Genomic DNA, 20,742 nt, shown 5'->3' on the forward strand with positions numbered 1-20,742 from the left:
TCATTAGGAGTTTCACGATGGAAATGCTGAAGTTTGGTAAGTTTGCTGCGCTGGCTCTGGCCATGGCTGTAGCTGTAGGTTGCTCGTCCAAAGGCGGCGACAACGCCGGTGAAGGCGCTGTTGATCCAAACGCTGGTTACGGCGCTAACACTGGTGCTGTTGACGGCTCCCTGAGCGAAGAAGCTGCTCTGCGCGCAATCACCACCTTCTACTTCGAATACGACAGCTCGGACCTGAAGCCAGAAGCCATGCGCGCTCTGGACGTTCACGCCAAAGACCTGAAAGCAAACGGCGCTCGCGTTGTTCTGGAAGGCAACACCGACGAACGTGGTACTCGTGAGTACAACATGGCACTGGGCGAGCGTCGTGCGAAAGCCGTTCAACGCTACCTGGTACTGCAAGGTGTTTCCCCAGCTCAGCTGGAACTGGTTTCCTACGGCGAAGAGCGTCCAGTTGCTACCGGCAACGACGAGCAGTCCTGGGCTCAAAACCGTCGCGTCGAACTGCGTAAGTAATTCGTCATGCGAACGTGCCGTCGTGCTGTAACTGTCCTGGCTCTCAGCCTCGCGCCATTCATGGCGTGGGCTGCGGTTCCTGTGGTCGATAACAATTCCGGTTATAACAATAGCGGGAGCAGTTATCCGCCTGCGGGTTACGGTACGAACGGCGCCTATGCCGGGGGAGGGGTTACGGCCCCTGTCTCGGCACAGGGCGAGCTGTTCAACCAACTGCAACAGATGCAGGAACAGATCGCGCGCCAACAAGGCGTGATCGAAGTTTTGCAAAATGATGTTTCGCGCATGAAGCAAGAAGCCCTGGAGCGATACCAGGATCTTGACCGGCGCATAGGATCGGGCGGTGCACCCGCTGCGGCTCCTGAGAATTCTCCAGCCGGTGGCAATAGCGCCGCCGGTGCGGCTGCAGGTGCGGGCGCTGCGGCGCAAGCCCCTGCCGCCAGCAGCGAACCGGGTGATCCGGCGAAGGAAAAGCTCTACTACGATGCTGCCTTCGACCTGATCAAAGCCAAGGACTTCGACAAGGCCAGCCTGGCTTTTGCCGCGTTCCTGCGCAAATACCCGAACAGCCAGTACGCGGGCAATGCCCAATACTGGCTGGGTGAAGTGAACCTGGCCAAAGGCGACCTGCAAGGCGCCGGCCAGTCGTTTGCCAAGGTTTCGCAGCTGTATCCCAAGCACAACAAGGTGCCGGACTCGCTGTACAAGCTGGCTGATGTCGAGCGTCGCCTGGGGCATGCCGACAAGGTCAAGGGCATTTTGCAGCAGGTGGTCAGCCAGTACCCTGGTACCTCCGCTGCTCAGTTGGCCCAGCGTGATTTGCAGCGCATGTAAGGCAGTTTGACCCGTGTTTCAAGAAACCCGCGCTTGTCGCGGGTTTTTTCGTTAGAATTCACGCCCTTTTTAGCAACACCGCTTTTTGGGATCTGCGCGTTGGCGGGGTTCCATCAAGTGCCTGACGGAGGCGGACAGCCTGTTTAGCTGTTACGCCCGTGGCGACTATGCAAGACACATTGAGAATTACCGAAGTTTTTTACTCGTTGCAGGGTGAAACGCGCACTGCCGGGCTGCCCACTGTTTTTGTGCGCCTGACCGGTTGCCCATTGCGTTGCCAGTACTGCGACAGTGCCTATGCCTTCACGGGCGGCACCGTGCGATCGCTCGACGATATCCTCGAGCAGGTGGCCGGTTTCCGTCCCCGTTATGTCTGTGTGACCGGCGGCGAACCGCTGGCCCAGCCTAACGCCATCCCTTTGCTCAAGCAGCTGTGTGACGCCGGTTACGAAGTGTCGCTGGAAACCAGTGGTTCGATCGACATCTCGGCGGTAGATTCGCGGGTCAGCCGGGTGGTCGACCTGAAGACCCCGGGCTCGAAGGAAGCACACCGTAACCGCTACGAGAATATCGAGCTGCTGACACCCAACGACCAGGTCAAGTTCGTGATCTGTTCCCGCGAGGACTACGACTGGGCGGTCTCCAAGCTGATCCAGTACGGTCTTGATCGGCGGGCCGGTGAAGTCCTGTTCTCACCGAGCCATCACGATCTCAATGCACGCGACCTGGCGGACTGGGTGGTTGCCGACAACCTGCCAGTGCGCTTGCAATTGCAGTTGCACAAATATCTTTGGAATGACGAGCCGGGGCGCTGACATGACTGAACAACTGAACACTGTAGAAAAACGTGCGGTCATCCTGCTGTCCGGTGGCCTGGACTCGGCGACGGTCGTGGCCATGGCTCGCGCCGAAGGCTACAGCTGCTACACCATGAGTTTTGACTACGGCCAGCGCTCACACGCCGAGCTGCACGCCGCTGCGCGGGTGGCCCGCGACCTGGGTGTGATCGAGCACAAGGTGATCGGCCTGAACCTGAACGGGATCGGCGGCTCGGCCCTGACCGACAGCAGCATCGACGTGCCTGAGACCCCGGGTGAAGGCATCCCGGTGACCTATGTGCCGGCACGCAACACGGTGTTCCTGTCCCTGGCCCTGGGGTGGGCCGAAGTGCTGGGCGCGCGGGACATCTTCATCGGGGTCAACGCCGTGGACTACTCCGGTTACCCGGATTGCCGTCCGGAGTTCGTCGAGGCTTTCGAGCGCATGGCCAACCTGGCGACCAAGGCCGGGGTCGAGGGCAATGGTTTCCGCATCCAGGCGCCGCTGCAGAATCTCAGCAAGGCGCAGATCGTCGAGGCGGGCGTGAAGCTTGGGGTCGACTACGCGCTGACCGTTTCCTGCTATCAGGCGGACGATGAAGGCCGTGCCTGCGCCAAATGCGACAGCTGCCGCCTGCGTGCGGAAGGCTTCGCCGCAGCCGGAATCAGCGACCCGACCAACTATTTTTGATTTATTTTCACTTAGGTGTTGAATAGTCCTTAAAAATCAGTATTATACGCACCACAACGAAGCGGGTCGTTAGCTCAGTTGGTAGAGCAGTTGGCTTTTAACCAATTGGTCGTAGGTTCGAATCCCACACGACCCACCATATTTGGCGGTTTAGAAAATCCGGAAGGCCCACGAAAGTGAGGATTTCCGGGTTTTTTTTTGCCTGCGATTCCTGTCTTGGGCAATCGCAATGCTTGCACCGCGCGCCTGGGTGCAGAATGGTCTTTTGCAACTCAGGGATATTCTGTAGCCTTGCGCAGCTTCAACGCTGTCCGTGCCTGATGAATACTCACTCTCCCGGCGGTACCCTGATCGGTCCGGAGCCGGGTGTATACTCGACTTTCGCGCGAAAGCGCCCGCAGGTCTTGCGATCATGACGCAAATTTCCGAACGCCTTCTGGTTCAAGCCCACCTCGACGCCAAGCAGCCCAAGCCGCTGACCGCCGCAGAGGAGGCCCATTACCGCGCCGCCATCGCCGCCGAGCTCAAGGCTCAGGACGCGGTGCTGGTTGCCCACTTCTATTGCGACCCGATCATTCAGGCCCTGGCCGAAGAAACCGGGGGCTGTGTTTCCGATTCCCTGGAAATGGCCCGGTTCGGTAGCGCCCACCCGGCCAAGACCGTGGTGGTGGCCGGCGTGAAGTTCATGGGGGAGACCGCGAAGATCCTCAACCCGGAAAAACGCGTGCTGATGCCGACCCTGGAAGCGACCTGCTCGCTGGACCTGGGTTGCCCGGTCGACGAGTTTTCGGCGTTCTGCGACCAGCACCCGGAACGCACCGTGGTGGTCTATGCCAACACCTCGGCAGCGGTCAAGGCGCGGGCGGACTGGGTGGTGACCTCCAGTTGCGCACTGGAGATCGTCGAAAGCCTGATGGACAACGGCGAGACCATCATCTGGGGCCCGGACAAGCACCTGGGTACCTACATCCAGCGCAAGACCGGCGCCGACATGCTGCTCTGGGATGGTGCCTGCATCGTCCATGAAGAGTTCAAGGCCAAGCAGCTCGAAGACATGAAGGCGCTGTACCCGGACGCGGCAATTCTGGTGCACCCGGAATCGCCGACGGCGGTGATCGAGTTGGCCGACGCGGTGGGTTCCACCAGCCAGTTGATCGCGGCCGCACAGAGCCTGCCGCACAAGACGCTGATCGTGGCCACCGACCGCGGGATTTTCTACAAGATGCAGCAGCTGTGCCCGGACAAGGTGTTTATCGAAGCCCCTACGGCCGGCAACGGCGCGGCCTGCCGCAGCTGTGCACATTGCCCGTGGATGGCGATGAACACCCTGGAACGCACGCTACAGTGCCTGCGTGAGGGCTCTGGGGAGATTTTCGTCGAACCGGCGTTGATCCCGCAGGCGATTCGCCCGCTCAAGCGCATGCTCGACTTCACGGCGGCGGCGCGGATGAAGCTCGCCGGCAACGCCTGAGGGCTGTCAGCTAGGTACACAACACTTGTGGGAGCGAGCAAGCTCGCTCCCACAGTGATTTTTGTCTGCTGAAATTACTTGGTTTTTTTCGGAATCCGCACCAACTGCGTATTGGAGTACATGTCGTGCCAGCTGCGCTGCTGTTTGTCGAACAGCGTCCAGAAGAAGCCCAGGCCGACGCACAGCAGTGACGCAATCGATACCACGAAGCGCAGCAAGGCTTGCCACAGGCTGATGGCCGAGCCGTCGGCGTTCTGCACGCGGATGCACCACACCTGCATCCCCAGGGTTTGGCCGGAGTAGGTCCAGAACTTGGCAAAAAAACCGAACAGCACAAACAGCAGGATCGTGGAGAGCAAGGGATCGCCATCCAATGCGCCGGCATCGGTCAATGCGCGCATCCGCTCTTCGCCGATGATTGCCATCTGCGCCATCTTGTAGAGGCCGCCAGTGACGATCATCAGGGCGGTGCACAGCAGGAAATCGTAGAACATCGCTGCCAGGCGACGTCCCAGGCCGGCGACGGGGAAATCACCCTGGGGGCTTAGCAGGCGTTTCGACATGGAGTGGCTCTCGATTGAAAAAGGAAGCCATTTTACGGGTTTGCGCGCACAAAAAAGCCCCTGATGTCAGCATCAGGGGCTTTTTCGTTACAGAAGATTAGGCTTCTGTTTGAACTTCGTCAGCCTGCATGCCTTTTTGGCCCTGCACCGCAACGAAGGTCACTTTCTGGCCTTCTTTCAGGCTCTTGAAGCCGTTGCCCTGGATGGCACGGAAATGCACGAACAGATCCGGGCCGCTTTCTGGAGTGATAAAACCAAAACCTTTTTCGTCGTTAAACCACTTGACGGTGCCGCTCTGACGTTGGGACATTTCTTATTTCCTTTGACGCAAAAATTGATGACAGCCTCTTTCTCATGAAAGAGTACTGGGGCTGGTTGCAGGAAAGAAGAAAGACGTAGAACGGGTGTAGCAAACTTGTTGGCTACTGCCCAGGTCACGATTCCAAGCGACCCATGCAAACACAGTGGACAAACTCTACGCCAACTACGGCAGGAAAAACAAGCCCCCCTGCAAGCCTTGTATAGCTGGGCCTGTGGCTATTTTGGGGTGGGCCGTTGCGGCTTATTCGATAGGCTCGTTCAGTTGTTTTCGATTGTTATAACGCAAGTTCAAAATCGAAGCTTAGAGTCAAAAGTCTGCACTGTTTTATGGCAGTTGCGTTACAGATTAGTGCACTGTTACGCAACTGCGTTACTTATGGGAACAGTCTATCAGCCACGATAGTAGCGTTGTGGGACGAATGGCATTTTGCTAACAAGCAATGGCACCTGTTTCCCACGCACGATCGCCCAGACCTGGGTATCGAGTGCCACGTAGGCACTGTCCAGGTAACCCATCGCCAATGGACCGCCGAGGGAAGGACCGAAACCACCGCTGCAGACGCTGCCGATGATCTCGCCGGCAGCGTTGACGATTTCTGCGCCTTCACGCACCGGGGTACGTTCCTGGGGCAGCAGGCCGACACGTTTGCGGCTGACGCCGTTTTGTTGCTGGGCGAAGATCGCTTCGGCCCCGGGGAACCCGCCGGCACGCACGCCATCGGCACGGCGCGGCTTGGAGATGGCCCACAGCAGGCTGGCTTCGATCGGGGTGGTGTCGCTGTTCATGTCATGACCATACAGGCACAGGCCGGCTTCCAGGCGCAGCGAGTCACGCGCGCCGAGGCCGATGGCGGCCACTTCCGGCTCGGCCAGCAGGGCGCGGGCCAGGGCTTCGGCGTTGGCGGCGGGCACGGAGATCTCGAAACCGTCCTCGCCGGTGTAGCCCGAACGACTGACAAAACACTCGATCCCCAGCAGGGTCACGCGGGTGAACTGCATGAAGGTCATCTGCGCTACCTGCGGCGCCAGGCGAGCGAGCACGGTCACCGCCGCCGGGCCTTGCAGGGCGAGCAGGGCGCGTTCCTCGAACAGCGGCTCGATCTGGCACTGATCGCCCAGATGCTGGCGCAGGTGGGCCAGGTCCTGGTCCTTGCAGGCCGCATTGACCACCAGGAACAGTTCGTCATTACCCAGGTTGGCGACCATCAGGTCATCGAGGATGCCGCCCTGCTCGTTGGTGAACATGGCGTAGCGCTGCATGCCCACCGGCAGGTCGATGATGTCCACCGGCACCAGGGTTTCCAGGGCCTTGGCCGCATGGGCACCGGTCAGGCGGATCTGCCCCATGTGCGAGACATCGAACAGCCCGGCCTGCTCACGGCAGTGCAGGTGCTCTTTCATCACGCCCAACGGGTACTGCACCGGCATGTCGTAGCCGGCGAACGGCACCATGCGCGCGCCCAGTTCGATGTGCAGCGCATGCAGCGGGGTTTTCGACAGGGTTTCGGTGGACATATTCAGCTCCTGAAAAAATTCAGCGGATGCGGGTGAGCACGCATCAGCATTCGATAATGTTGACGGCCAAACCGCCACGGGCGGTTTCCTTGTACTTGCTTTTCATGTCGGCGCCGGTCTGGCGCATGGTGCGGATCACCTTGTCGAGGGAGACGAAGTGTTGACCGTCGCCACGCAAGGCCATGCGCACCGCATTGATGGCCTTGACCGAGCCCATGGCGTTGCGCTCGATGCACGGCACCTGGACCAGGCCACCGATGGGGTCGCAGGTCAGGCCAAGGTTATGTTCCATGCCGATCTCGGCGGCGTTCTCCACTTGCTGGACGGTGCCGCCCAGCACTTCGCACAGCGCCCCTGCGGCCATCGAGCAGGCCACGCCGACTTCACCCTGGCAGCCGACTTCGGCCCCGGAGATCGAGGCGTTTTCCTTGTACAGGATGCCGATGGCGGCGGCGGTGAGCAGAAAACGCACCACACCGTCTTCGCTGGCACCCGCAATAAAGCGCATGTAGTAATGCAGGACGGCAGGGACGATGCCCGCCGCGCCATTGGTGGGGGCCGTGACCACGCGCCCGCCGTTGGCGTTTTCTTCGTTGACCGCCAGGGCATACAGGTTGACCCAATCCAGCACCGACAGCGGGTCGCGCAGTGACGACTCCGGGTTCTTGCACAGTTGCCGGTGCCAGGCCGCGGCACGGCGCTTGACTTTGAGGCCGCCAGGCAGGATGCCTTCGTTGCGACAGCCGGCATCGACGCAGTCCTGCATCACCTGCCAGATCCTTAACAGCCCGGCGCGGGTTTCCGCCTCCGGGCGCCAGGCGCTTTCGTTGGTCAGCATCACCTGGCTGATCGACAGGCCGTAGGTGGCGCAATGCCCGAGCAAGTCCTTGGCGCTTTTGAACGGGAAGGTCAGTGGCGTCGCGTCCTCGACGATCCGGTCAGCGCCGGCGGCGTCTTCGTCGACCACAAAACCGCCGCCGACCGAGTAGTACTCGCGGCTGCGGATCTGCAGGCCGGCGGCATCGAAGGCGCGAAAGATCATGCCATTGGGGTGATAGGCCAATGGCTTGCGAATCATCGCCAGGTGCAGTTTTTCATTGAAGTCGATCGGGTGCTCACCGAGCAGACTCAAGCGGCCGCTGCTGCGGATGTCGTGCAGGCGCGCAGCGATGTTCTCGGTGTTCACGGTGTCCGGGTGCTCGCCCTCCAGGCCGAGCAACACCGCCTTGTCGCTGCCGTGGCCCTTGCCGGTGGCGCCCAGTGAGCCATACAGCTCAACCTTGACGCAGGTGGTGGCCGTCAGCAGGTTGTCTCGGCGCAGACCTTCGACAAAACGCGCAGCGGCACGCATCGGGCCGACGGTGTGGGAACTGGAGGGGCCGATGCCAATCTTGAACAGGTCGAACACGCTTAACGACATGGTTGTTCTCCGGTTTCTTGTTATAGGAATTGGCGGAATCTGGGGAGCGAGCAGGCTCGCTCCCACGAAGGGAGATAGGGAGGCGGGCAAACCCGCCCCCCTATGGATCAAGCGTAGCTTTCGATCGACGGGCAGGCGCAGATCAGGTTGCGATCACCAAACACGTTGTCGACCCGGCCAACCGGTGGCCAGTACTTGCCTTCGATCAACGACGCCACTGGGTACACCGCCTGTTCACGGCTGTAGGGGTGGGTCCACTCGCCGACGATTTCCGCCGCAGTGTGCGGGGCGTTCTTCAGCGGGTTGTCGTCCTTGTCCAGGGTGCCGTTTTCCACTGCGCGAATTTCTTCGCGGATGCGGATCATGGCGTCGCAGAAGCGGTCCAGTTCTTCCTTGGATTCACTTTCGGTCGGCTCGATCATCAGCGTGCCGGCCACTGGGAACGACATGGTCGGGGCGTGGAAACCGAAGTCAATCAGGCGCTTGGCGACGTCATCGACGCTGATGCCGCTGCTGTCCTTGAGCGGACGCAGGTCGAGGATGCATTCGTGGGCCACCAGGCCGTTGCTGCCGGTGTACAGCACTGGGTAGTGCTCTTCCAGGCGGCGGGAGATGTAGTTGGCATTGAGGATCGCCAGCTGCGAAGCACGCTTGAGGCCGGCGCCGCCCATCATGCGAATGTACATCCAAGTGATCGGCAGAATGCTGGCGCTGCCGAACGGTGCGGCGCAGACCGCGCCTTCCTTGCGCTCCATGGCCGCGTGGCCGGGCAGGAATGGGGCCAGGTGCGACTTGACGCCGATCGGGCCGACACCCGGACCGCCACCGCCGTGGGGGATGCAGAAGGTCTTGTGCAGGTTCAGGTGAGACACGTCGCCACCGAACTTGCCTGGGGCGCAGAGGCCGACCATGGCGTTCATGTTGGCGCCGTCGATGTACACCTGGCCGCCGTGCTCATGAATGATCCCGCAGATCTCGCGGATGCCTTCTTCGAACACGCCGTGGGTGGACGGGTAAGTGATCATCAAGGCCGCCAGGTGCTCGCGGTGCTCGATGGCTTTCGCACGCAGGTCTTCGATGTCGACGTTGCCGCGGGCATCACAGGCCGTCACCACCACGCGCATGCCGGCCATGTTGGCGGTGGCCGGGTTGGTGCCGTGGGCGGAGGAGGGGATCAGGCAGATGTCGCGGCGATCTTCGCCACGGCTCTGGTGGTAGGCGCGGATCGCCAGCAGGCCGGCGTACTCGCCCTGGGAACCGGCGTTCGGCTGCAGGGAGATCGAGTCATAACCGGTGGCGGCGCAGAGCATCGCTTCCAGTTCATCGGTCAACTGCTGGTAGCCGGCGCTTTGCTCGGCCGGGGCGAACGGGTGCAGGGCGCCGAATTCGGCCCAGGTCACCGGGATCATTTCGCTGGCGGCGTTGAGTTTCATGGTGCACGAGCCCAGCGGGATCATCGTACGGTCGAGGGCCAGGTCCTTGTCGGCCAGCTTGCGCAGGTAGCGCATCAGCTCGGTTTCCGAGTGGTACCGGTTGAACACGGGGTGGCTGAGGATCGGCGACTGGCGAACCAGGTCGGCCGGGATGGTGCTCTGTACGGTGGCGGCAAGGGCCGCGAAGTCCGGCAGGGTCTTGCCGTCGGCCAGCAACGCCCAGAGGTTTTCCACGTCGGCTTGCGAGGTGGTTTCGTCGAGGGACAGGCCCAGGCGGTTGGCATCGATCACCCGCAGGTTGATCTGCTGCGCCCGCGCCTTGTCGTGCAACTGGGCCGTGTTGGCGCCGGTGTTGAGGGTCAGGGTGTCGAAGAAGTGAGCCTGTTCGACCTTAAGGCCAAGTGTGCTCAAGCCCTTGGCCAGGATCGCGCTCAGGTGATGAATACGCTGGGCGATCTGGGTCAGGCCCTGCGGGCCGTGGTACACGGCGTACATGCTGGCGATGTTGGCCAGCAGTACCTGGGCAGTGCAGATGTTGCTGGTGGCTTTCTCACGGCGGATATGTTGCTCGCGGGTCTGCATCGCCAGGCGCAGGGCCGGCTTGCCGAAGCGGTCGACCGAGACACCGACCAGACGGCCCGGCATGTCGCGCTTGAACGCATCTTTAGTGGAGAAGTACGCCGCGTGCGGGCCACCGAAGCCCAGCGGTACGCCAAAGCGTTGCGCGCTGCCGATGGCAACGTCGGCACCGAACTCGCCCGGCGGAGTCAGCAGGGTCAGGGCCAGCAGGTCGGCCGCCACGGCGACCAGGGCGTTGGCCGCGTGGAACCGTGCGGTCAGCTCGCGGTAGTCGAACAGGTCGCCGTTGCTGGCCGGGTATTGCAGCAGCGCGCCGAAGAACGGCGTCACGTCGCTCAGTTCACGCTCGTCGCCCACCACCACCTCGATCCCCAGCGGCTCGGCACGGGTGCGTAGCACGTCGAGGGTTTGCGGGTGGCAATGCACGGAGGCGAAGAAGGCGTGGCTGCCTTTGTTCTTGCTCAGGCGCTTGCAGAAGGTCATGGCCTCGGCAGCGGCGGTGGCTTCATCGAGCAGCGAGGCGTTGGCGATCGGCAGGCCGGAGAGGTCGCTGATCAGGGTCTGGAAATTCAGCAGGGCTTCCAGGCGGCCCTGGGAGATTTCTGGCTGGTACGGGGTGTAGGCGGTGTACCAGGCCGGGTTTTCCAGGAGATTGCGCAGGATCGGCGACGGCGTGTGGCAGTTGTAGTAGCCCTGGCCGATGTAGGTCTTGAACAGTTGGTTCTTGCCGGCAATGGCCTTGATCGCGGCCAGGGCCTCGGCTTCGCTCTGCCCTGCGCCCAGGTCCAGCACGCTGGTGCCCTTGATACTGTCGGGAATGACACTGGCGCTCAGGGCTTCCAGGGAGTCGAAACCCAGGGTGTTGAGCATGGCTTGCTCGTCACTGGCGCGCGGGCCGATGTGCCGGGCGATGAATTCGTTGGCAGTGCTCAGGTTGACGTGAGTCATGTGCGTTCTCCTCAGGCGTCGGCTTGGGCTTTGATCAGGCGGTCGTAGGCGTCCTGATCCAGCAGTTGGCCGACTGCGGCGGCGTCGCTTGGCTGGAAGCGGAAGAACCAGCCTTGCCCCAGCGGATCTTCGTTGACCAGTTCCGGGCTGCTTTCCAGGGCCGGGTTGGTCTCCAACACTTCACCGTCCAGTGGCATGTAGACGCCGCTGGCAGCCTTTACCGATTCGACGGTGGCGGCTTCAGCGCCTTGGGCGTAGGCCTGCAGCTCAGGCAGTTGCACATAAACCACGTCGCCCAAGGCATTCTGGGCGAAGGCGGTGATGCCGACTGTAACGCTGCCGTCAGCTTCGGTACGCAGCCATTCGTGATCTTCAGTAAAACGCAACTCGCTCATGGAAACTCCTCAGGGGCCAGACAGGTCTGGTGGACGCGATGGAAGGCTCGGGCAAAGCCCTGCTTTATGGAGGGTTACCTAGCAAAATCACGGCCAATATTATTTATTTGTTACTAATCAACGAGTTACGAACTGTTGCGAGAGGGGGCGCGAGCGCAGCTGTAGCGATATCGCTACAGTCGAGGGCCAAGAAAAAAGCCTATGAGGATCAAAGCCTTGCACAATGCTGGTGGAACGCCACTGTAGCGATATCGTTCCGCTGTAGCGCTTTCAGTACAGGTGGAGGTCGCTTTTGCGCTGGGTGTTGGCGCCATCTGCGAACACCCTCAATCACTGTGGGGAATGGTGTTTAGGCCTTGCCGGGAATTCCGTACTTGCGCAACCGATGGGCGATGGCGGTGTGGGAGGTCTGCAGGCGGCTGGCCAGTTGGCGGGTCGAGGGGTAATTGACGTAGAGCTTTTCCAGCAGGGTCTTCTCGAAGCTTTCCATGGCCTGCTCCAGGCTGTCGACTTCGCTGTCGCTCTGGCGCGCGACCGAGGTGCCAGCGATGTCCAGGTCGCCGATGTCCACCAGGCTGCTTTCACAAATGGCCGCAGCGCGGAAGATCACGTTCTGCAACTGGCGCACGTTACCCGGCCAACGATTGCCGAGCAGGGCCGGGTAGGTGCCGGGCGCCAGGCGGCAGACCGGGCGCTGGATCTGCGCACAAGCCTGCTGCATGAAGTAGCGCGCCAGCAGCAGAATGTCCTGGCCGCGCTCGCGCAATGGCGGAACTTCGACGTTGAGCACATTGAGGCGGTAAAACAGGTCTTCGCGAAAAGTGCCTTCGCTGACCATCTTCTCCAGGTCGCGGTGGGTCGCGCTGAGGATCCGCACATTGACCTTGACCTCGCGGTCCCCGCCCACCCGGCGAAAGCTGCCATCGTTGAGAAACCGCAGGAGCTTGGCCTGCAGATACGGCGACATCTCGCCGATCTCGTCGAGAAACACCGTGCCCTGGTTGGCCAACTCCATCAGCCCCGGCTTGCCGCCGCGCTGGGCGCCGGTAAAGGCGCCGGGGGCGTAGCCGAACAGCTCGCTTTCGGCGAGGTTTTCCGGCAACGCCGCACAGTTCAGCGCCAGGAACGGCGCGCTGTGGCGGGCGCTGATGGCGTGGCAGGCGCGGGCCACCAGTTCCTTGCCGGTGCCCGTTTCACCCTGGATCAACAGCGGCGCGTCGAGGGCCGCTACCCGTTGCGCGCGGGCCTTGAGCGTGCGGATCGCCGGCGACTCGCCGAGCAAGGCGTCAAAACCTTCGGCGTGATCGTGGTGCAGTGCCGAGAGCTGTTCGCCGATACGATTGGGTGGGTACAGGGTCAGCAGGGCGCCAGCGTCGGTGATCGGCGTGGCGCCCAGCAGCAAGGTCTGGCCGTTGACCGTGATTTCCCGCAGCGGCAAGCGAAAGCCGTGCTCCAGCAAGGTCTCCAGCAGGGCAGGGTCGGCAAACAGTTCGGCGACGTTTTCCCCGGCCGGTTCACGGCCGTACAGGGCGATCAACGCCGGGTTGGCCAACAGAATGGTGCCGGCACTGTCCAGGGCCAGCACCGGGTCGGTCATGGCGGCCAGCAGGGCGTCCAGTTGCAGGTGCCGGCGTTGTCCGGGAAGGATGTCGACCACGGTCACCGCTTGCACGCCCTGCACGTTGAACAGCGCATCGCGCAGCTCTTCGAGCACTTGCGGGCTCAAGGTCGGGGCGTCGATGTAGACGTTGGGCGGGACCATTTCCACCGCATCCAGGTTGAGATTGCGCCCGCCGAGCAAGGCCAGGACTTCCTGGGTGATGCCGACGCGGTCGATGAAGCTGACGTGGATACGCATGGGGCGTTTGTTGGTTCTGAGGTGCGGAGGGGGCAAGTATGCCTTGGGGCGGGCGCGTGGTGAAAGCCTGCTCGCGATAGCGATGTGTCAGTCGACAGTGCGCCATCGCGAGCAGGCTTGAACCCACAGGGTGGGTTTACTCGAAGTTTTCGATATTCACCGGGTCGCCGGATTTCATGTTCAGTTGCGCCCGGATGTCTTCAAACATCAGGTCGTAATGCTTGTGCACCGAACCGATCTGGCTGTGTGTCTTGGGAATGCCGTACTTCTCGGCGATTTTAGTCACGTTGTTGGCAAAGTTGTAGGCTTCTTCCTTGGGCAGGAAGAACGTCTCGCTCATGTCCTTGCCCTGCATGCTGCCATGCAGGGTGAACTGGATGCCCTTCTCGCCCTTGGGGTTCTTGCTGACTTCATAGTCGAGGTGCACGTTGTAGCTGACATCATCCGGGGTCAGCGCATGACGTTCGATATGCAAATGACCTGGCTCAAACATTGCCATAGACGTCTCTCCTTACAGGTAGGTAATGCCAGGCTTGGACGTGCTGATACGGGTGCCGGCCTTGCCCTGGACGATTGCTTCGATGTCCGAGAGTGAACCGATCACCGCGACTTTTCCAGTGTTGCGCGCGAACTCGCAGGCGGCCTGGACTTTCGGCCCCATGGAGCCTGCGGCGAAGCCGAGCTTTTCCATTTCGTCGGGGTGCGCCTGGGCAATGGCTTTCTGGGTGGGCTTGCCGAAGTCGATGAACGCCGCGCTGACGTCGGTGGCAATCACCAGCAAGTCACCTTCCAGCTGTTCGGCCAGCAGCGCCGAGCACAGGTCCTTGTCGATCACCGCTTCGATGCCCTTGAGCTTGCGGTTCTCGTCGTACATGGTCGGGATCCCGCCACCACCGGCGCAGATCACGATGCTGCCCTTGTCCAGCAACCACTTGATCGGGCGGATCTCGAAAATACGCTTGGGTTTCGGGCTGGCCACCACACGGCGGAACTTGTCGCCATCGGGGGCGATGGCCCAGCCTTTTTCTGCCGCCAGCGCTTCGGCTTCCGCCTTGCTGTAGACCGGGCCGATCGGCTTGGTCGGGTTCTTGAACGCCGGGTCGTTGGCGTCGACTTCAACCTGGGTCAGCAACGTGGCGAACGGCACCTCGAAGTCCAGCAGGTTGCCCAGTTCCTGTTCGATGATATAGCCGATCATGCCTTCGGTTTCGGCACCGAGCACGTCCAGCGGGTAGGGGGAAACGGAGGTGTAGGCGGCGGCCTGCAGCGACAGCAGGCCGACTTGCGGGCCATTGCCGTGAGCGATCACCAGTTGATTGCCGGGGTGGATCTTGGCGATCTGCTCGGTGGCGATCCGGATGTTGGCGCGTTGATTGTCTGCCGTCATGGGTTCACCACGACGCAGGAGGGCGTTACCGCCCAGAGCAACGACGATACGCATAATGCTGTCCTTCTTCGAAGAAATATAAGCCGGTTACGCGGCCCCCTCTAGGAGCGAGCTGGCTCGCGATAGCATCACCACGGTCTGTCAGGAGCACCGAGGTGTTGCCATCGCAGGCAAGCCAGCTCCCACATTGACTGGGTCCAGTCAGTGGGAGCCGAGTGAGCTGTTACAGGTCAGCCAGGGTCGATACCAGGATCGCCTTGATCGTGTGCATGCGGTTTTCCGCTTGCTCGAAGGCGATGCAGGCTGGCGATTCGAACACGTCATCGGTCACTTCGATGCCATTGGCCAAGTGCGGATACTGCTCGGCAATCTGCTTGCCGATCTTGGTATCGCTGTTGTGGAAGGCTGGCAGGCAGTGCATGAACTTGGTGCGTGGGTTGCCGGTGGCTTTCATCAGCTCGGCGTTGACCTGGTACGGCAGCAGTTGCTGGATCCGCTCGGCCCAGGCTTCCACGGGCTCGCCCATCGATACCCAGACGTCGGTGTGGATGAAGTCCACGCCCTTGACCGCGGCTTTCGGGTCTTCGGTCAGGGTGATGCGGGCGCCACTTTCTTCCGCGTACTTTTTGCAGCGACCCACCAGGTCGTCATGGGGCCACAGGGCTTTGGGGGCGCAGATGCGTACGTCCATGCCCAGCTTGGCGCCGACCAGCAGCAGCGAGTTGCCCATGTTGTTGCGCGCATCGCCCAGGTAGGCGTAGCTGATCTCGTGGATCGGCTTGTCGGCGTGTTCACGCATGGTCAGCACGTCGGCGATCATCTGGGTCGGGTGGTATTCATCGGTCAGGCCGTTGAACACGGGTACGCCGGCGAACTTCGCCAGTTCTTCGACGATTTCCTGCTTGAAGCCACGGTACTCGATGGCGTCGTACATGCGCCCCAGTACGCGGGCGGTGTCCTTCATGCTTTCTTTGTGGCCGATCTGCGAGGAGTTCGGGTCGATGTAGGTGACGTTGGCGCCCTGGTCATAAGCGGCCACTTCGAACGCGCAGCGGGTGCGGGTCGAGGTTTTTTCGAAAATCAGTGCGATGTTGTTGCCTTTGAGGTGCTGCTGCTCGGTACCGGTGTACTTGGCGCGCTTGAGGTCGCGGGACAGGTCGAGCAGATAACGCAATTCGCGAGGGGTGTGGTGTTCCAGGCTCAGCAGATTGCGGTTATGAATGTTAAAAGCCATTTTGGATCTCCTTGGGTTTCGGTTATCCCCCCGGCCGCACTCGATAAGTGGCGGCCAGGGTTTATAGGTTAGTAGTCGATTGGGTCACGGATGATCGGGCAGGTCATGCAGTGGCCGCCGCCACGGCCGCGGCCGAGCTCGCCGGCGCTGATGGTGATGACCTCGATCCCGGCCTTGCGCAGCAGGGTGTTGGTGTAGGTGTTGCGGTCATAACCGATGACCACGCCTGGCTCTACCGCCACCACGTTGTTGCCGTCGTCCCACTGCTCGCGTTCGGCGGCGAAGCTGTTGCCACCGGTTTCCACCACGCGCAACGCCTTGAGGTTGAGGGCCTTGGCCACGGTGTCGAGGAAGCTGGTTTCTTCGCGGCGGATGTCGATGCCGCCTTGTTTGCTTTCGTCAGGTCGCAGGGTGAAGGCGACGATCTGCTTCACCACTTCCGGGAAGATCGTGACCAGGTCGCGGTCGCAGAAGCTGAACACGGTGTCCAGGTGCATCGCCGCGCGGGACTTCGGCAGGCCGGCAACGATCACTTTCTCTACGGCTTTGTTCTTGAACAGGTTCAGTGCCAGTTGGCCGATGGCCTGGCGGGACGAGCGCTCGCCCATGCCGATCAGGACCACGCCGTTGCCGATCGGCATGACGTCGCCGCCTTCAAGGGTGGAGCTGCCGTGATCCAGGTCCGGGTCGCCGTACCAGATCTCGAAGTCGGCGTTGGTGAACTGTGGGTGGAATTTGTAGATGGCGGTGGTCAGCAGGGTTTCCTGGCGACGGGCCGGCCAGTACATCGGGTTCAGCGTCACGCCACCGTAGATCCAGCACGTGGTATCACGGGTGAACTGGGTGTTGGGCAGCGGTGGCAGGATGAAGCTGGTGTGGCCGAGGAAGTCGCGGAACATCTGGATGGTCTTGCCACCGAAGCTGTCCGGCAGGTCGTCGGCGGACACGCCACCGATCAGGAACTCGGCAATGTGTCGCGGCTCGAGGCTTTTCAGCCAGGACTTCACTTCGTTGATCAGGCCCAGGCCCACCGAGTCGGCGGTGACCTTGCGTTCCAGGATCCAGTCCAGTGCCTCGGGCATGGCGACGATGTCAGTCAGCAGGTTGTGCATTTCCAGCACGTCGATCCCGCGTTCACGCATCTTGGTGACGAAGTCGAAGTGGTCACGCTTGGCTTGGGCAACCCACAGCACATCGTCGAAAAGCAGTTCGTCACAGTTGTTCGGGGTCAGCCGCTGGTGGGCCAGGCCGGGGGAGCAAACCATGACTTTGCGCAGTTTGCCGGCTTCGGAATGTACGCCGTACTTAACTTTTTCCGTGGTCATTACAGTGATCCTCCAGATGACAATACAAACTTGAGTGTTACAGGGTCAGGAAGCCGTCGTAGAGCCCATAGGCCGCTACCAGCGCACCTATGACGACCGCGGCGAAAATCAGCTTCTCGACGTTGGTGAAAATCGGTTTGCCCAACTCGCGCTTGGCCTTGGCGAACAGGATCACGCCAGGGGCATAGAGCAGGGCGGACAGCAGCAGGTATTTGAGGCCGCCGGCATAAATCAGCCAGACCGCGTAGATCAGGGCCACGCCACCGATGAACAGGTCTTTCTTGCGTTCGGCCAGGGCGTTCTCATACGTCTCGCCGCGCACTGCCAGCAGCAGGGCGTAGGCCGCCGACCACAGGTAAGGCACCAGGATCATCGAGGTGGCGAGGTAGATCAGTGACAGGTAAGTACTGGCCGAGAACAGGGTGATGATCAGGAACAACTGCACCATGGCGTTGGTCAGCCACAGGGCATTGACCGGTACGTGGTTCTCGTTTTCCTTGCGCAGGAACTCCGGCATGGTGTGGTCTTTGGCGGCGGCGAACATGATCTCCGCACACAGCAGGACCCACGACAGCAGGGCGCCGAGCAGGGAGATGATCAAGCCGACGCTGATCAGCACCGCGCCCCAGTGACCCACCACATGCTCCAGCACGGCGGCCATCGACGGGTTCTGCAGTTTGGCCAGTTCCGGTTGAGTCATGATGCCCAGCGACAGCACGTTCACCAGTACCAGGAACAGCAGCACGGTAATGAAGCCGATCACCGTGGCTTTACCCACGTCCGAGCGTTTTTCCGCACGGGAGGAGAAGATGCTCGCGCCCTCGATGCCGATGAACACCCAGACGGTGACCAGCATCATGTTGCGCACCTGATCCATCACGCTGCCCAGGTCCGGGTTCTTCAGGCCCCAGATGTCGGCCGTGAAGATGTCCAGCTTGAAGGCGAAAATGGCGATCAAAACAAACAGCAGCAGCGGTACAACCTTGGCCACCGTGGTCACCAGGTTGATGAACGCGGCTTCCTTGATCCCGCGCAGGACCAGGAAGTGCACGGCCCACAGCAGCACGGACGCACCGATCACGGCGGCGACGGTGTTGCCCTCGCCGAAAATCGGGAAGAAGTAACCCAGGGTACTGAACAGCAATACGAAGTAACCGACGTTCCCCAGCCAGGCACTGATCCAGTAGCCCCAGGCCGACGAGAAACCCATGTAATCGCCGAAACCGGCCTTGGCATAGGCGTAGACCCCGCCATCCAGATTCGGCTTGCGGTTAGCCAGGGTCTGGAAGACAAAGGCCAGGGTCAACATACCGACCGCGGTAATAGCCCAGCCGATCAGCACAGCGCCTACATCGGCACTGGCGGCCATGTTCTGGGGCAAGGAAAAGATCCCGCCACCAATCATGGAGCCGACCACAAGCGCGACCAGGGCCCCTAGTCGTAGTTTTCCGGGAGATTCAGACATTGCATGACTCCGTTATAGGAGAAGTGAGAGCGCAGAGTAAATCCGCTGACGTTTCAAACAGCTGACTTAGATCAGTTCATTGCCACATTCCATTGTTGATGAATGATTTATCAGGTTTTTAAACGCGCCAAGAAGCCCATCCTAGAGGCTTCCAGGTGAAACTAAGGTAAATGCATCGTATTGCAGCAAGGTATGAAGCTAGTTGGTTTTTCAGAATGTGCAAATTTTTGCCGGCGGCTTTCAGTACAGATTGGATTTATCGGAAATGCTCCATAAAACTGGCAAAATCCTCCGGCGGCATAGATGAGACAGTTCTAAACGAGTTCTATTTTTTATCCTTTACTGATAAACGTTCGGCTGCGCTGGATATTTAATTGAGTAAACACTTGTTATGGTTCGCAAACATGACAAAACGTCGATTTGAGAGGTAACGATGTCGCAACCGGCGCAAAAGCTCCGACTCAGTGCCTTGATCGCCCTGGTGGTCGGCTCGATGATTGGCGGTGGGATCTTTTCCTTGCCGCAGAACATGGCCGCCCGCGCCGATGCCGGGGCCATATTGATCGGCTGGGCAATCACCGCCGTGGGCATGCTGACCCTGGCCTTCGTGTTCCAGACCCTGGCCAACCGCAAGCCTGATCTGGACTCGGGGGTGTATGCCTACGCCAAGGCCGGGTTTGGCGACTACATGGGGTTCTCGTCGGCCTGGGGCTACTGGATGAGCGCCTGGCTGGGCAACGTCGGCTATTTCGTGCTGCTGTTCAGTACCCTGGGTTACTTCTTTCCGGTGTTTGGCCAGGGCAACACGCCGATTGCCATCGGCTGCGCCTCGGTGCTGCTGTGGGCTGTGCACTTCCTGGTGATGCGCGGGATCAAGGAGGCCGCGTTCATCAACCAGGTGACCACGGTCGCCAAGATCGTGCCGCTGGTGATGTTCATCGTGATTGCCGCCGTGGCGTTCGAGGCTGACATCTTTACCCGGGATATCTGGGGCCGCAGCAACCCGAACTTCGGCAGCGTGATGGACCAGGTGCGCAACATGATGCTGGTCACGGTATTCGTGTTCATCGGCATCGAAGGCGCGAGCGTGTATTCGGCCCGCGCGGAAAAACGCTCCGACGTCGGCCGGGCCACCGTCATCGGCTTTGTCGGGGTGCTGGCGCTGCTGGTGCTGGTGAACGTGCTGTCGCTGGGGATCATGAGCCAGCCGGAGTTGGCCCAACTGCAAAACCCTTCGCTGGCGGCCGTGCTGGAGCATATCGTCGGACCGTGGGGGGCCTTGCTGATCAGTGTCGGCCTGGCCATTTCATTGCTTGGGGCACTGTTGTCATGGGCGCTGCTGTGCGCCGAAATCCTGTTTGCCACGGCCCAGGACAAGACCATGCCGGCGTTCCTGAGAAAAGAAAACGCCAACCATGTACCGGTCAATGCCCTGTGGCTGACCAACGTGATGATCCAGCTGTTCTTGCTGATCACCCTGTTTTCCGCCGGCACCTACACCAGCCTGATCTACCTCGCCTCGTCGATGATCCTGGTGCCCTACCTGTGGTCGGCGGCCTACGCGGTGCTGTTGTGCGGGCGCGGTGAAACCTATGAAAACGCCTCGGGCGAGCGCACCAAGGATTTGCTGATCGGCGCGATCGCCCTGGTCTATGCGGTATGGCTGCTGTATGCCGGTGGGGTCAAGTACCTGCTGCTGTCGGCGTTGTTGTACGCACCGGGGGTGATTCTGTTCGCCAAGGCCAAGCATGAGCAGGGCGAGCCGCTGTTCACCCACATCGAAAAAGGCATTTTCGCCTGCGTGGTAGCCGGTGCGATGGTGGCGGCCTATGGCTTGTACCGCGGCGTGCTGAGTTTGTGAGGCTGACGCTCGACTATCAGGGGGCGAACACCTGGCGGCCATACTTGGCTTTGTGGATAGATCCGTTGTTGTGGTCAGGGCGGGCGAGGCGGCCTACCGGCGGGCCTGG

Annotated in this window: 18 protein-coding genes and 1 tRNA gene; 7 read left to right on the plus strand and 12 right to left on the minus strand. The window is 61.0% G+C overall.

From position 1 onward, the window contains the following. Window positions 1-17 precede the first annotated feature (17 nt). From pal to nadA, 6 genes are all read left to right on the plus strand, one after another. Window positions 18-515, plus strand: a complete 498-nt coding sequence (pal, locus tag H7995_RS23995; protein WP_003178634.1) for a peptidoglycan-associated lipoprotein Pal — start codon at window positions 18-20, stop codon at window positions 513-515. 6 nt (window positions 516-521) lie between these two features. After that, window positions 522-1,349, plus strand: coding sequence for a tol-pal system protein YbgF (ybgF, locus tag H7995_RS24000; RefSeq protein WP_166591770.1), 828 nt, complete (start codon window positions 522-524; stop codon window positions 1,347-1,349). A gap of 167 nt (window positions 1,350-1,516) precedes the next feature. Further along, entirely contained in the window at window positions 1,517-2,164 is a 648-nt protein-coding gene (gene queE / locus H7995_RS24005) for a 7-carboxy-7-deazaguanine synthase QueE (protein ID WP_166591771.1), read from the plus strand. A gap of 1 nt (window position 2,165) precedes the next feature. After that, window positions 2,166-2,858 (plus strand): 7-cyano-7-deazaguanine synthase QueC, encoded by a 693-nt coding sequence (gene queC, locus H7995_RS24010; RefSeq protein ID WP_166591772.1) that lies wholly within the window; start codon window positions 2,166-2,168, stop codon window positions 2,856-2,858. 63 nt (window positions 2,859-2,921) lie between these two features. Beyond that, window positions 2,922-2,997 (plus strand) — tRNA-Lys (locus H7995_RS24015). A gap of 273 nt (window positions 2,998-3,270) precedes the next feature. Beyond that, complete coding sequence (gene nadA / locus H7995_RS24020) at window positions 3,271-4,329, plus strand: quinolinate synthase NadA (RefSeq protein ID WP_185819032.1); 1,059 nt, start codon at window positions 3,271-3,273, stop codon at window positions 4,327-4,329. Between the two features lie 74 nt (window positions 4,330-4,403). Here the strand turns inward: nadA and H7995_RS24025 are convergent, their stop codons facing one another. From H7995_RS24025 to arcD (H7995_RS24080), 12 genes are all read right to left on the minus strand, one after another. Then, window positions 4,404-4,892, minus strand: a complete 489-nt coding sequence (locus H7995_RS24025) for an RDD family protein (protein ID WP_166591774.1) — start codon at window positions 4,890-4,892, stop codon at window positions 4,404-4,406. Window positions 4,893-4,989: 97 nt separating this feature from the next. Next, entirely contained in the window at window positions 4,990-5,202 is a 213-nt protein-coding gene (locus H7995_RS24030; RefSeq protein ID WP_166591775.1) for a cold-shock protein, read from the minus strand. 401 nt (window positions 5,203-5,603) lie between these two features. Further along, complete coding sequence (gene gcvT / locus H7995_RS24035) at window positions 5,604-6,728, minus strand: glycine cleavage system aminomethyltransferase GcvT (protein WP_166591776.1); 1,125 nt, start codon at window positions 6,726-6,728, stop codon at window positions 5,604-5,606. Between the two features lie 43 nt (window positions 6,729-6,771). Continuing rightward, window positions 6,772-8,148 (minus strand): L-serine ammonia-lyase, encoded by a 1,377-nt coding sequence (locus H7995_RS24040; protein WP_166591777.1) that lies wholly within the window; start codon window positions 8,146-8,148, stop codon window positions 6,772-6,774. A 107-nt stretch (window positions 8,149-8,255) separates the two neighbouring features. After that, complete coding sequence (gene gcvP / locus H7995_RS24045) at window positions 8,256-11,108, minus strand: aminomethyl-transferring glycine dehydrogenase (protein WP_166591778.1); 2,853 nt, start codon at window positions 11,106-11,108, stop codon at window positions 8,256-8,258. Window positions 11,109-11,119: 11 nt separating this feature from the next. Then, window positions 11,120-11,503 (minus strand): glycine cleavage system protein GcvH, encoded by a 384-nt coding sequence (gcvH, locus tag H7995_RS24050; RefSeq protein WP_166591779.1) that lies wholly within the window; start codon window positions 11,501-11,503, stop codon window positions 11,120-11,122. 349 nt (window positions 11,504-11,852) lie between these two features. After that, window positions 11,853-13,361 (minus strand): sigma-54-dependent transcriptional regulator, encoded by a 1,509-nt coding sequence (locus H7995_RS24055; RefSeq protein ID WP_185819033.1) that lies wholly within the window; start codon window positions 13,359-13,361, stop codon window positions 11,853-11,855. Between the two features lie 136 nt (window positions 13,362-13,497). Beyond that, window positions 13,498-13,860 carry a DUF5064 family protein gene (locus H7995_RS24060; protein ID WP_166591008.1) on the minus strand — a complete coding sequence of 121 codons (363 nt, stop codon included), beginning with the start codon at window positions 13,858-13,860 and terminating at the stop codon, window positions 13,498-13,500. A gap of 12 nt (window positions 13,861-13,872) precedes the next feature. After that, window positions 13,873-14,802 (minus strand): carbamate kinase, encoded by a 930-nt coding sequence (arcC, locus tag H7995_RS24065; RefSeq protein ID WP_166591009.1) that lies wholly within the window; start codon window positions 14,800-14,802, stop codon window positions 13,873-13,875. Window positions 14,803-14,971: 169 nt separating this feature from the next. Further along, entirely contained in the window at window positions 14,972-15,982 is a 1,011-nt protein-coding gene (locus H7995_RS24070) for an ornithine carbamoyltransferase (protein WP_166591010.1), read from the minus strand. A gap of 68 nt (window positions 15,983-16,050) precedes the next feature. Continuing rightward, window positions 16,051-17,307: an arginine deiminase gene (gene arcA / locus H7995_RS24075; RefSeq protein ID WP_166591011.1), complete on the minus strand. Its 1,257-nt coding sequence runs from the start codon at window positions 17,305-17,307 to the stop codon at window positions 16,051-16,053. Between the two features lie 37 nt (window positions 17,308-17,344). Continuing rightward, a complete protein-coding gene (gene arcD / locus H7995_RS24080) occupies window positions 17,345-18,772 on the minus strand; it encodes an arginine-ornithine antiporter (protein ID WP_166591012.1) in 1,428 nt (475 codons plus the stop codon). Window positions 18,773-19,205: 433 nt separating this feature from the next. Here arcD (H7995_RS24080) and arcD (H7995_RS24085) point away from each other — a divergent pair, with 433 nt between their 5' ends. Then, entirely contained in the window at window positions 19,206-20,633 is a 1,428-nt protein-coding gene (gene arcD, locus H7995_RS24085; protein ID WP_182341996.1) for an arginine-ornithine antiporter, read from the plus strand. Window positions 20,634-20,742 lie beyond the last annotated feature (109 nt).

Origin of the sequence: Pseudomonas kielensis (genome assembly GCF_014236655.1) — a bacterium.
In the GTDB taxonomy this organism is placed as follows: domain Bacteria; phylum Pseudomonadota; class Gammaproteobacteria; order Pseudomonadales; family Pseudomonadaceae; genus Aquipseudomonas; species Aquipseudomonas kielensis.

Excerpts from the sequence above, each read along its gene's own strand:
- pal (WP_003178634.1), top strand. The coding sequence starts at position 18 with ATGGAAATGCTGAAGTTTGGTAAGTTTGCTGCGCTGGCTCTGGCCATG.
- ybgF (WP_166591770.1), top strand. The coding sequence starts at position 522 with ATGCGAACGTGCCGTCGTGCTGTAACTGTCCTGGCTCTCAGCCTCGCG.
- queE (WP_166591771.1), top strand. The coding sequence starts at position 1,517 with ATGCAAGACACATTGAGAATTACCGAAGTTTTTTACTCGTTGCAGGGT.
- queC (WP_166591772.1), top strand. The coding sequence starts at position 2,166 with ATGACTGAACAACTGAACACTGTAGAAAAACGTGCGGTCATCCTGCTG.
- nadA (WP_185819032.1), top strand. The coding sequence starts at position 3,271 with ATGACGCAAATTTCCGAACGCCTTCTGGTTCAAGCCCACCTCGACGCC.
- H7995_RS24025 (WP_166591774.1), bottom strand. The coding sequence starts at position 4,892 with ATGTCGAAACGCCTGCTAAGCCCCCAGGGTGATTTCCCCGTCGCCGGC.
- H7995_RS24030 (WP_166591775.1), bottom strand. The coding sequence starts at position 5,202 with ATGTCCCAACGTCAGAGCGGCACCGTCAAGTGGTTTAACGACGAAAAA.
- gcvT (WP_166591776.1), bottom strand. The coding sequence starts at position 6,728 with ATGTCCACCGAAACCCTGTCGAAAACCCCGCTGCATGCGCTGCACATC.
- H7995_RS24040 (WP_166591777.1), bottom strand. The coding sequence starts at position 8,148 with ATGTCGTTAAGCGTGTTCGACCTGTTCAAGATTGGCATCGGCCCCTCC.
- gcvP (WP_166591778.1), bottom strand. The coding sequence starts at position 11,108 with ATGACTCACGTCAACCTGAGCACTGCCAACGAATTCATCGCCCGGCAC.
- gcvH (WP_166591779.1), bottom strand. The coding sequence starts at position 11,503 with ATGAGCGAGTTGCGTTTTACTGAAGATCACGAATGGCTGCGTACCGAA.
- H7995_RS24055 (WP_185819033.1), bottom strand. The coding sequence starts at position 13,361 with ATGCGTATCCACGTCAGCTTCATCGACCGCGTCGGCATCACCCAGGAA.
- H7995_RS24060 (WP_166591008.1), bottom strand. The coding sequence starts at position 13,860 with ATGGCAATGTTTGAGCCAGGTCATTTGCATATCGAACGTCATGCGCTG.
- arcC (WP_166591009.1), bottom strand. The coding sequence starts at position 14,802 with ATGCGTATCGTCGTTGCTCTGGGCGGTAACGCCCTCCTGCGTCGTGGT.
- H7995_RS24070 (WP_166591010.1), bottom strand. The coding sequence starts at position 15,982 with ATGGCTTTTAACATTCATAACCGCAATCTGCTGAGCCTGGAACACCAC.
- arcA (WP_166591011.1), bottom strand. The coding sequence starts at position 17,307 with ATGACCACGGAAAAAGTTAAGTACGGCGTACATTCCGAAGCCGGCAAA.
- arcD (WP_166591012.1), bottom strand. The coding sequence starts at position 18,772 with ATGTCTGAATCTCCCGGAAAACTACGACTAGGGGCCCTGGTCGCGCTT.
- arcD (WP_182341996.1), top strand. The coding sequence starts at position 19,206 with ATGTCGCAACCGGCGCAAAAGCTCCGACTCAGTGCCTTGATCGCCCTG.